At 56.2% G+C, this 10,824-nt stretch carries 11 protein-coding genes; all 11 read left to right on the top strand.

Annotated features, from left to right (window positions below):
• Window positions 1-564 precede the first annotated feature (564 nt).
• The 11 genes from rpmH to atpB all read left to right on the top strand — a co-directional run bounded on the left by rpmH (window position 565) and on the right by atpB (window position 10,698).
• Complete coding sequence (rpmH, locus tag AC3IUA_RS30545) at window positions 565-699, top strand: 50S ribosomal protein L34 (RefSeq protein WP_003213577.1); 135 nt, start codon at window positions 565-567, stop codon at window positions 697-699.
• Window positions 700-715: 16 nt separating this feature from the next.
• Window positions 716-1,117 (top strand): ribonuclease P protein component, encoded by a 402-nt coding sequence (rnpA, locus tag AC3IUA_RS30540; protein ID WP_197678881.1) that lies wholly within the window; start codon window positions 716-718, stop codon window positions 1,115-1,117.
• Window positions 1,110-1,355, top strand: coding sequence for a membrane protein insertion efficiency factor YidD (yidD, locus tag AC3IUA_RS30535; RefSeq protein ID WP_074872215.1), 246 nt, complete (start codon window positions 1,110-1,112; stop codon window positions 1,353-1,355). Before rnpA ends, yidD begins: the two co-directional genes overlap by 8 nt.
• Window positions 1,356-1,357: 2 nt before the next feature.
• Window positions 1,358-3,037 (top strand): membrane protein insertase YidC, encoded by a 1,680-nt coding sequence (yidC, locus tag AC3IUA_RS30530; RefSeq protein ID WP_489358488.1) that lies wholly within the window; start codon window positions 1,358-1,360, stop codon window positions 3,035-3,037.
• Between the two features lie 79 nt (window positions 3,038-3,116).
• Window positions 3,117-4,487: a tRNA uridine-5-carboxymethylaminomethyl(34) synthesis GTPase MnmE gene (mnmE, locus tag AC3IUA_RS30525; RefSeq protein ID WP_489358487.1), complete on the top strand. Its 1,371-nt coding sequence runs from the start codon at window positions 3,117-3,119 to the stop codon at window positions 4,485-4,487.
• A 539-nt stretch (window positions 4,488-5,026) separates the two neighbouring features.
• Entirely contained in the window at window positions 5,027-6,919 is a 1,893-nt protein-coding gene (mnmG, locus tag AC3IUA_RS30520; protein WP_489358486.1) for a tRNA uridine-5-carboxymethylaminomethyl(34) synthesis enzyme MnmG, read from the top strand.
• A complete protein-coding gene (rsmG, locus tag AC3IUA_RS30515) occupies window positions 6,916-7,560 on the top strand; it encodes a 16S rRNA (guanine(527)-N(7))-methyltransferase RsmG (protein ID WP_489358485.1) in 645 nt (214 codons plus the stop codon). Before mnmG ends, rsmG begins: the two co-directional genes overlap by 4 nt.
• An 18-nt stretch (window positions 7,561-7,578) precedes the next feature.
• A complete protein-coding gene (locus tag AC3IUA_RS30510) occupies window positions 7,579-8,376 on the top strand; it encodes a ParA family protein (RefSeq protein WP_489358484.1) in 798 nt (265 codons plus the stop codon).
• 9 nt (window positions 8,377-8,385) lie between these two features.
• Entirely contained in the window at window positions 8,386-9,258 is an 873-nt protein-coding gene (locus tag AC3IUA_RS30505) for a ParB/RepB/Spo0J family partition protein (RefSeq protein WP_489358483.1), read from the top strand.
• 146 nt (window positions 9,259-9,404) lie between these two features.
• Window positions 9,405-9,812, top strand: coding sequence for a F0F1 ATP synthase subunit I (locus AC3IUA_RS30500; protein ID WP_489358482.1), 408 nt, complete (start codon window positions 9,405-9,407; stop codon window positions 9,810-9,812).
• A gap of 16 nt (window positions 9,813-9,828) precedes the next feature.
• Window positions 9,829-10,698 (top strand): F0F1 ATP synthase subunit A, encoded by an 870-nt coding sequence (gene atpB, locus AC3IUA_RS30495; protein WP_489358481.1) that lies wholly within the window; start codon window positions 9,829-9,831, stop codon window positions 10,696-10,698.
• Window positions 10,699-10,824: the final 126 nt, after the last annotated feature.

The raw sequence follows: 10,824 nt of genomic DNA, 5'->3' as shown, positions 1-10,824 counted from the left end.
GGATATCCCCTAAGTTGAAAGCCGGTGAGGCAAAAACAACCGCCATTGTAGCGACCGAGCGTCCACTTATCCACATGTAGGTTGTTCAGAGAGCACGAAGAATCAACGCCTTAAGTGAAAAAAACACGACCAATGGTATGTGGATAAGCCCTGTGGATAAGCCCACCTAAGCTCGTTGTACAAGTGGGGGGCAAACTCGGTGGATAACCTGCCTGTGGATAACAGGCCCTTTCACACACAGCTTATCCGATAGCGCAGCACAGGCTGAACACCGTTTTCCAGCCTAGTTGTCATTCTCTGTACAGTACGGTCTAGATGGCCTTAAGGCACTTATCCACAGAAGATGCCGGCCCTAGCTTTTATAAGCTTTACAGAAAAGCTTTAAATAATTCCCTTCTTTATTTCTATATCTAGCGATCCCCGTCAGACGGCCAACACCCTCAGAGATCTAATTGAAGGAAACGCTGGTTGGAAATTGACCTAGAGGCTTGCTTTCTCTAGAATCGCCGGTCTCTTAAAACGGGGGCCATTCCGGCCCGTTGTGGACGAACCAGGTAACACGACATGAAACGTACTTTCCAACCAAGCACCATCAAACGCGCCCGTACTCACGGCTTCCGTGCTCGCATGGCTACCAAGAACGGCCGCGCAGTCCTGTCGCGTCGCCGCGCCAAAGGTCGTGCGCGTCTGGCAGTTTGATAATCCGGTACTGGTGGTGAGTCAGGACTTCAGTCGGGAAAAGCGTTTGCTGACTCCCCGGCATTTCAAGGCAGTCTTTGACTCCCCCACCGGCAAGGTTCCGGGGAAAAATCTCCTGCTCCTTGCGCGAAACAACGATCTTGATCACCCCCGATTGGGGTTAGTGATCGGGAAAAAGAGCGTAAAGCTCTCCGTTGAGCGCAATCGCCTCAAACGTCTGATGCGCGAATCGTTTCGCCTCCACCAGGATTCTCTGGTCGGTTGGGACATCGTTATCGTCGCGCGCAAAGGTTTGGGTGACGTAGAAAACCCCGAATTGATTCAGCATTTCGGCAAACTCTGGAAGCGTCTGGCACGCAGCTCGCCGGTACCAGCAGTCAAAACCGAAACTGTAGGGGTAGACAGTCCCGATGCGTAAACTGGCACTCGTACCGATCCAGTTTTATCGCTATGCCATTAGTCCTCTGATGGCCAGTCACTGTCGTTTCTACCCCAGTTGTTCCTGCTACGCGTATGAAGCCATAGAAAATCATGGCCTTCTGCGCGGTGGCTGGCTGGCCTTTCGTCGTTTAGGTCGCTGTCATCCGTGGAATCCCGGTGGTTATGACCCGGTTCCATCTATCCCTACCTCCCGTTCTTCTTCGATGGCCGAGTAATCATGGATATTAAACGCACGATCCTGATCGTCGCCCTGGCAATCGTGTCCTACGTTATGGTCCTTAAATGGAACCAGGACTATGGCCAGGCTGCCCTGCCGACTCAGAATGTTGCCGCCAGCTCTACCGCTCCGGGCCTACCGGAAACGGCGACTGGTACTAAAGCTTCCGTCAGTGACGACATTCCTCGCGCGGCAAGCGATACCAGTGCACCCGCCGAAGCACTGGTCGCTGCAAGCAAAGATCTCATCCAGATCAAAACGGATGTGCTCGATCTGGCTGTCGATCCACAAGGTGGTGATATCGCCCAGCTGAAGCTGCCGCTTTATCCTCGTCGTCAGGATCACCCGGAAATTCCATTCCAGCTGTTCGACAACGGCAATGAACGGACCTACCTTGCGCAAAGCGGTCTGATCGGCACCAATGGACCGGATGCCAGTCCAGCGGGTCGCCCGGTGTTCTCGTCCGAGAAGAAGACTTATCAACTGGCTGAGGGTCAGGACCAATTGGTCGTGGACCTGAAGTTCAGCAAGGACGGCGTCAACTACATCAAGCGTTTCACCTTGCAACGCGGTAATTATGATGTAGGTGTTTCCTACATCATCGACAACCAGAGCGCTCAGCCCTGGTCCGGTGCAATGTTCGCGCAATTGAAGCGCGATGCCAGTTCCGATCCTTCTTCCAGCACTGCCACCGGCACCGCGACTTATCTGGGCGCCGCTCTGTGGACAAGTAACGAGCCGTACAAGAAAGTGTCGATGGGTGACATGGACAAGGCCTCGCTGAAAGAAACCGTTCAAGGTGGCTGGGTTGCCTGGTTGCAGCACTATTTTGTGACCGCGTGGATTCCGGCCAAGGGCGAAAACAATCTCGTCCAGACCCGTAAAGACAGCAAAGGCAACTACATCATTGGTTACACCGGCCCTGCGTTGACCGTTGCGCCAGGTGCCAAGGCTGAAACCACCGCTACGCTTTACGCCGGTCCGAAAAGCCAGGACATACTCAAAGAGTTGTCCCCAGGTCTGGAACTGACCGTCGACTACGGCATTCTGTGGTTCATTGCCCAGCCGATCTTCTGGTTGCTGCAAAATATCCACGCGCTGGTCGGTAACTGGGGCTGGTCGATCATCTTCCTGACCATGCTGATCAAAGGGATCTTCTTCCCGCTGTCGGCAGCCAGCTACAAATCCATGGCCCGTATGCGTGCAGTGGCGCCGAAACTGGCGGCTCTGAAAGAGCAACATGGCGACGATCGGCAGAAAATGTCGCAGTCGATGATGGAGCTGTACAAGAAAGAGAAGATCAACCCGCTGGGTGGATGCTTGCCGATTCTTGTGCAAATGCCGGTTTTCCTCTCGCTGTACTGGGTTCTCCTGGAAAGCGTGGAAATGCGTCAGGCGCCGTTCATGCTGTGGATTACTGACCTGTCGATCAAGGATCCGTTCTTCATTCTGCCGATCATCATGGGTGCAACCATGTTCATCCAGCAGCAGCTGAACCCGACTCCTCCGGATCCGATGCAGGCGAAGGTCATGAAAATGATGCCAATCATCTTCACCTTCTTCTTCCTGTGGTTCCCGGCTGGTCTGGTGCTGTACTGGGTAGTGAACAACGTTTTGTCGATCGCCCAACAGTGGTACATCACGCGTAAGATTGAGGCGGCGGCGAAAGCAACGGCCTGATCTACTCTGTGGATAACCACTCAAAACGCCCCCTAGTGGGGCGTTTTGCTATCTGTCACTTTTGTCTGGATATTGGTTTATGAATGTCCCTCGTGAAACCATCGCCGCCGTCGCGACCGCTCAAGGTCGCGGCGGCGTGGGCATCGTCCGTATCTCCGGGCCGCTCGCAAGTGTCGCAGCGAAAGCCATCAGCGGCCGTGAACTGAAACCGCGTTATGCCCATTACGGTCCGTTTTTCAGTGAGCACGATGACGTCCTCGACGAAGGGATTGCTCTGTATTTCCCGGGGCCGAATTCATTTACCGGCGAAGACGTGCTTGAACTTCAGGGCCATGGCGGTCCGATCGTGCTCGATATGTTGCTGCAGCGCTGTCTGCAATTGGGCTGTCGACTGGCGCGCCCGGGGGAATTCAGCGAGCGCGCGTTCCTCAACGATAAGCTCGACCTGGCTCAGGCCGAAGCCATTGCCGACCTGATTGAAGCCAGTTCGGCACAGGCCGCGCGCAATGCGCTGCGCTCGCTGCAAGGGGCTTTTTCCCAGCGTGTGCATAACCTGACCGAAAAACTCATCAGTCTGCGCATCTATGTCGAGGCGGCGATCGACTTTCCGGAGGAAGAAATCGACTTCCTGGCGGATGGGCATGTCCTGAAGATGCTCGATAACGTGCGCGAAGAGTTATCCACCGTGTTGCGTGAAGCCGGGCAGGGGGCATTGCTCCGCGACGGGATGACCGTGGTGATCGCCGGTCGGCCGAATGCCGGCAAGTCCAGTCTGCTCAACGCCCTGGCCGGTCGTGAGGCGGCAATTGTTACGGAAATTGCCGGGACTACCCGGGATATCCTCCGCGAACATATCCACATCGACGGCATGCCGTTGCATGTGGTCGACACCGCGGGTTTGCGCGATACCGATGACCAGGTTGAAAAAATTGGCGTCGAACGGGCGCTCAAGGCCATTGGCGAGGCTGATCGGGTCTTGCTGGTGGTCGATGCAACGGCCCCTGAAGCCCTGGATCCGTTTGCCCTGTGGCCGGAATTCCTCGAGCAGCGACCGGATCCGGCCAAGGTGACCCTGATCCGCAACAAGGCTGACCTTACCGGCGAGGCGATTGCCCTGGAAGTCAGTGAGGATGGCCATGTGACGATCAGCCTCAGCGCCAGGTCCGCCGGCGAAGGCCTGGAGTTGCTGCGGGACCACCTCAAAGCCTGCATGGGCTATGAACAGACCTCGGAAAGCAGCTTCAGCGCTCGCCGACGCCACCTGGAAGCCCTGCGTCATGCCAGCACCTCACTTGAGCATGGTCGTGCCCAATTGACCCTTGCCGGCGCTGGTGAGCTGCTGGCCGAAGATTTGCGTCAGGCGCAGCAGTCTTTGGGCGAGATTACCGGGGCATTCAGCTCTGATGATCTGCTCGGACGGATCTTTTCCAGTTTCTGCATCGGCAAATAACCTTCTGTTGTCCACAGGCAGGCCATTGGGGCCTGTCTGTTCTCCTCCTTCCTGATCCTTTTTCTGAACTGCCTGGTGGAATTTATCGACCTCGGCGGATTTTCTGTACCCGGGATTTGCCCTGCCCTGGTTTTTTCTGTGGATTAAGCCCTGTGAATAACTGCCCTTAGGCCCAGTTGATAACAGGGCCTCAAAACTGAGGAAAACCCCGCCTGTGGATAAGCACCACTTTTACCCACAGGCTTAAACCGGTTATCCAAGGGCCTCATGACCACATGACCACAGACTTTTGAACCGCTCTACACATTGAATTTAAAGGTGTACAGAGATCTATCCACAGAAAACAGCCTCTGTATAAATAAACATAAAAACAAAGCTTTAATACTTTTCTCTCTTTTAATTTCTATTATCCGTGATTATCCACAGCTGGTTAAATTTTGTGCAAAGGGTTCTTTAGGGGAGGCGAAGTCCCTATACTTGCCGCCTAGCCTAATAACCCATTCCTTTTTACCCATTCAGAAGCAGGCACGAGGTGCGTGGTGGATTTCCCTTCCCGTTTTGAAGTGATCGTCATCGGCGGCGGTCATGCCGGTACCGAGGCAGCACTAGCGTCAGCACGCATGGGAGTGAAAACCCTGCTGCTTACGCATAACGTGGAAACCCTCGGGCAAATGAGCTGCAATCCAGCGATTGGCGGCATTGGCAAAAGCCATTTGGTCAAGGAGATCGACGCCCTTGGCGGCGCGATGGCCATGGCTACTGACAAAGGCGGTATTCAGTTTCGCGTACTGAACAGCCGCAAAGGCCCGGCCGTGCGCGCTACACGTGCTCAGGCCGACCGGGTTCTCTACAAGGCGGCGGTTCGCGAAATCCTCGAGAATCAGCCCAACCTGTGGATATTTCAGCAAGCCTGCGATGACCTGATCGTTGAACAGGATCAAGTCCGCGGCGTTGTGACCCAGATGGGCCTGCGAATCCTTGCCGACTCGGTGGTATTGACCACCGGTACCTTCCTCGGTGGACTTATCCACATCGGGATGCAGAACTATTCCGGTGGCCGAGCGGGTGATCCACCTTCGATTGCCCTGGCACAACGTCTGCGCGAACTGCCTTTACGGGTAGGGCGTCTGAAAACCGGCACGCCGCCGCGAATCGATGGTCGTTCTGTGGATTTCTCGGTGATGACCGAGCAACCAGGCGACACGCCGATTCCAGTGATGTCGTTCCTCGGTTCCAAGGAACAGCATCCTGCGCAAGTCAGCTGCTGGATTACCCATACCAATGCCCGAACCCACGAAATCATTGCCGCGAACCTCGATCGTTCGCCGATGTATTCCGGGGTCATCGAAGGTATCGGCCCGCGTTACTGCCCTTCGATCGAAGACAAGATCCACCGCTTTGCCGACAAGGAAAGTCATCAGGTCTTCATCGAACCGGAAGGCTTGACTACTCACGAGCTGTACCCGAACGGGATTTCCACTTCCTTGCCGTTCGACGTGCAGATCCAGATCGTGCAGTCGATTCGCGGGATGGAAAACGCGCATATCGTTCGTCCTGGCTACGCCATCGAATACGATTACTTCGATCCGCGGGATCTGAAGTACAGCCTGGAAACCAAGGTGATCGGTGGTTTGTTCTTTGCCGGACAAATCAACGGCACCACCGGTTACGAAGAAGCTGGCGCCCAGGGTTTGCTGGCCGGAACCAACGCCGCACTGCGTGCACAAGGCAAAGACAGCTGGTGTCCACGTCGGGATGAGGCGTACATCGGGGTGTTGGTCGACGACCTGATCACCCTCGGGACTCAAGAACCGTACCGGATGTTCACTTCCCGCGCCGAGTACCGGCTGATCCTGCGCGAAGACAACGCTGATCTGCGTCTGACCGAAAAAGGTCGTGAATTGGGCCTGGTGGATGACGCGCGTTGGGCCGCTTTCTGTACCAAACGCGAAAGCATCGAGCTGGAAGAACAACGTCTGAAAAGTACCTGGGTTCGCCCGGGCACCGAGCAGGGCGATGCGATTGCCGAAAAATTCGGCACGCCGCTGACTCACGAATACAACCTGTTGAACCTGCTGACGCGTCCGGAAATCGACTACGCTGGGCTGATTGCGGTCACCGGTGACGGCGCAATCGATCCACAGGTTGCAGAACAGGTCGAAATCAAAACCAAGTATGCCGGTTACATTGATCGTCAGCAGGACGAGATCGCTCGTCTGCGGGCCAGTGAAGACACCAAGTTGCCTGTGGATATCGATTACACGAACATCTCCGGTCTCTCGAAAGAGATTCAGAGCAAGTTGGGGATAACTCGCCCTGAGACGCTGGGCCAGGCTTCGCGGATTCCCGGTGTCACGCCGGCGGCGATTTCCCTGTTGATGATTCATTTGAAAAAACGCGGCGCGGGCCGTCAGTTGGAGCAAAGCGCTTGAGTTCGTTGGTCACCTCGCAACATGCCGAAGAGTTATCCACAGGTGCTCGCCAGCTCGGTGTCACCCTGACAGAAAGCCAGCACGCCCAGTTGCTGGCGTATCTGGCCCTGTTGATCAAATGGAACAAGGCGTACAACCTCACGGCGGTGCGCGACCCTGACGAAATGGTTTCGCGGCATTTGCTCGACAGCCTGAGTGTCATGTCCTTCATCGAGAATGGTCGATGGCTGGACGTTGGCAGCGGCGGCGGTATGCCGGGGATTCCGTTGGCGATCCTGTTTCCCGACTCGCAAGTGACGGTTCTGGACAGCAACGGCAAGAAAACCCGCTTCCTGACCCAGGTCAAACTCGAACTCAAGCTGGATAACCTGCAAGTTATCCACAGTCGGGTCGAAGCCTTCCATCCTGAACTACCCTTCACCGGGATCGTCTCCCGAGCGTTCAGCAGTCTGGAAGATTTCAGCAACTGGACGCGGCACCTGGGCGACCTCAATACACGTTGGTTGGCAATGAAAGGCCTGCATCCGGCGGATGAACTGGTAGCATTGCCGGCAGACTTCCACCTCGATAGCGCACACGCCTTGGCCGTACCTGGTTGCCAAGGCCAACGCCATCTGCTGATACTGCGCCGCACGGCATGATTGGGAACACAAGCAAGAATGGCTAAGGTATTCGCGATTGCGAACCAAAAGGGTGGTGTGGGCAAGACCACCACCTGTATCAACCTCGCAGCATCGCTGGTCGCTACCAAGCGTCGGGTGCTGTTGATCGATCTTGATCCACAGGGCAACGCCACCATGGGTAGCGGTGTGGATAAACACGGCCTGGAAAACTCGGTCTATGACCTGCTGATCGGCGAGTGCGATCTGGCGCAAGCCATGCACTTTTCCGAGCATGGCGGTTATCAGCTGTTGCCGGCCAACCGCGATCTGACAGCGGCAGAAGTCGTTCTGCTGGAAATGCAGATGAAGGAAAGCCGTCTGCGCAGCGCCCTCGCGCCGATTCGTGAAAACTACGATTACATTTTGATCGATTGTCCACCGTCGCTGTCGATGCTCACGCTCAACGCTCTGGTCGCCGCCGACGGGGTGATTATCCCCATGCAGTGCGAGTACTTCGCACTCGAAGGTTTGAGCGACCTTGTGGACAACATCAAGCGAATCGCTGAACTGCTGAACCCGAACCTGAAAGTCGAAGGCCTGCTGCGGACCATGTACGACCCGCGGCTGAGCCTGATGAACGACGTTTCGGCGCAGCTCAAGGAACACTTCGGCGAGCAGCTGTACGACACCGTCATTCCACGCAACATCCGCTTGGCCGAAGCGCCGAGCTATGGCATGCCGGCGCTGGCGTACGACAAATCATCGCGTGGCGCGATCGCCTATCTGGCATTGGCGGGCGAGCTGGTTCGTCGTCAACGTCGCAACTCACGCACTGCCGCTGCTCAGGCAACTTAAGGAGTCCACATGGCCGTCAAGAAACGAGGTCTCGGACGTGGACTGGATGCACTGTTGAGTGGTCCGACTGTCAGCCTGCTGGAAGAACAAGCGGTGCAGGCGAGTGAGCGTGAGTTGCAGCATCTGCCACTGGACCTGATTCAACGTGGCAAATACCAGCCGCGTCGTGACATGGACCCACAGGCGCTCGAAGAGCTCGCTCAGTCGATCAGGGCCCAAGGGGTGATGCAACCGATCGTGGTTCGTCCGATCGGCGCTGGTCGCTTTGAGATTATTGCCGGTGAACGCCGCTGGCGTGCCAGCCAGCAGGCCGGCCAGGAAACCATCCCGGCGATGGTTCGCGATGTCCCGGATGAAACCGCCATCGCCATGGCGCTGATCGAGAACATTCAGCGCGAAGACCTCAATCCGATCGAGGAAGCGGTCGCCCTGCAGCGCTTGCAGCAGGAATTCCAGCTGACTCAGCAGCAAGTTGCCGAAGCAGTGGGTAAATCCCGGGTGACCGTGGCCAACCTGTTGCGGCTGATTGCCTTGCCGGAAGTCATCAAGACCATGTTGTCTCACGGCGACCTGGAGATGGGACATGCTCGCGCATTGCTCGGTTTGCCGGAAAATCAACAAGTCGAAGGGGCGCGACACGTTGTCGCACGTGGCCTCACTGTACGCCAGACCGAAGCCCTGGTTCGCCAGTGGTTGAGTGGCAAGCACGAGCCCTCGGAACCGGCCAAACCTGACCCGGATATCGCCCGTCTCGAACAGCGTCTGGCCGAGCGCCTGGGCTCTGCGGTGCAGATCCGCCATGGCAAGAAGGGCAAGGGGCAGTTGGTCATTGGTTATAACTCCCTCGATGAGTTGCAAGGCGTCCTCGCACACATCCGCTGAAACAATTCCATATGTAGCAGCAGTTAGAAATCACTACCTGGCAGTTGAATAGGGGCAGAACCGCCCCTATACTCTGCGCGCATTTTGTCGGCACAAATTATGCCAAATTATTGAGTTCTGGCAGCCGATCTTGGGGAGCAATATCGATGGAGAGCCGCACGCCAAACCGCTTGCCGTTCCATCGTCTGGCCGTATTTCCGGTGCTACTGGCTCAATTTGTCGTTTTGGTACTGGCCGCTTTGGCGCTCTGGTACTGGCATGGAGCCGTAGCCGGGTACTCGGGACTCTGCGGAGGCCTGATAGCCTTGCTGCCCAACGCGTATTTCGCTCATCGGGCATTTCGGTTTTCCGGCGCCCGGGCAGCTCAAGCCATCGTCCGGTCATTTTATGCCGGCGAGGCGGGCAAACTAATTTTGACGGCGGTGCTGTTTGCACTGACGTTTGCAGGTGTGAAGCCACTGGCGCCGCTAGCTGTATTCGGTGTCTTCGTGCTGACCCAACTGGTCAGCTGGTTCGCACCCCTGCTTATGAAAACAAGACTTTCGAGACCTTAGGGCGTTTGAGGCAACCATGGCAGCAGAAACCGCTTCGGGCTATATCCAGCACCACTTGCAGAACCTGACTTTCGGTCAGCTACCTACCGGTGGCTGGGGCTTTGCCCACACCGCAGCAGAGGCCAAAGAAATGGGCTTCTGGGCATTCCACGTCGATACCCTCGGCTGGTCTGTTGCGTTGGGTCTGATCTTCATTCTGATTTTCCGCATGGCCGCGAAAAAGGCGACCTCCGGTCAACCTGGCGCGCTGCAGAACTTCGTTGAAGTCCTGATCGAGTTCGTCGACAGCAGCGTGAGAGATACCTTTCATGGCCGCAACCCGTTGATCGCGCCATTGGCACTGACGATTTTTGTCTGGGTCTTCATGATGAACGCCGTCGACCTGGTACCGGTCGACTGGATTCCAAAGCTGGCTGCCATCATTACCGGCGACCCGCATCTGGTCTTCCGTGCCGTTCCGACCACTGACCCGAACGCCACCCTGGGCATGTCCCTGTCTGTGTTCGCATTGATTATTTTCTACAGCATCAAGGTCAAGGGCATCGGCGGTTTCATCGGCGAACTGACCCTGCACCCGTTCGGCAGCAAGAACATCTTCGTTCAGGCCCTGCTGATTCCGGTGAACTTCCTGCTGGAGTTCGTGACGCTGGTTGCCAAGCCAATCTCCCTGGCACTGCGTCTGTTCGGCAACATGTACGCCGGCGAGCTGGTCTTCATTCTGATCGCCGTGATGTTCGGCAGCGGTCTGCTCTGGCTTAGCGGCCTGGGCGTAGTTCTGCAGTGGGCGTGGGCTGTGTTCCACATCCTGATCATCACCCTGCAGGCGTTTATCTTCATGATGCTGACCATCGTCTATCTGTCGATGGCGCACGAAGAAAACCATTAAGACCAGTCTCGACTGGTCTGATGTCCCTCTCGGTCAAACGAGAGGGTGCCCGAACAGGGCTATGAAACGATTTGTTTTACCGCTTTAAAAATTAAAAAACCTAAACCATACGACGTAAAAGTCGGG

Source organism: Pseudomonas sp. KH_050, assembly GCF_057838875.1.
The sequence above is the reverse complement of the archived record's forward strand: the minus strand, read 5'-3'. Positions and strand labels throughout refer to the sequence as shown.

Excerpts from the sequence above, each read along its gene's own strand:
- atpB (WP_489358481.1), top strand. The coding sequence starts at position 9,829 with ATGGCAGCAGAAACCGCTTCGGGCTATATCCAGCACCACTTGCAGAAC.
- AC3IUA_RS30505 (WP_489358483.1), top strand. The coding sequence starts at position 8,386 with ATGGCCGTCAAGAAACGAGGTCTCGGACGTGGACTGGATGCACTGTTG.
- mnmE (WP_489358487.1), top strand. The coding sequence starts at position 3,117 with ATGAATGTCCCTCGTGAAACCATCGCCGCCGTCGCGACCGCTCAAGGT.
- AC3IUA_RS30510 (WP_489358484.1), top strand. The coding sequence starts at position 7,579 with ATGGCTAAGGTATTCGCGATTGCGAACCAAAAGGGTGGTGTGGGCAAG.
- rpmH (WP_003213577.1), top strand. The coding sequence starts at position 565 with ATGAAACGTACTTTCCAACCAAGCACCATCAAACGCGCCCGTACTCAC.
- yidC (WP_489358488.1), top strand. The coding sequence starts at position 1,358 with ATGGATATTAAACGCACGATCCTGATCGTCGCCCTGGCAATCGTGTCC.
- AC3IUA_RS30500 (WP_489358482.1), top strand. The coding sequence starts at position 9,405 with ATGGAGAGCCGCACGCCAAACCGCTTGCCGTTCCATCGTCTGGCCGTA.
- yidD (WP_074872215.1), top strand. The coding sequence starts at position 1,110 with ATGCGTAAACTGGCACTCGTACCGATCCAGTTTTATCGCTATGCCATT.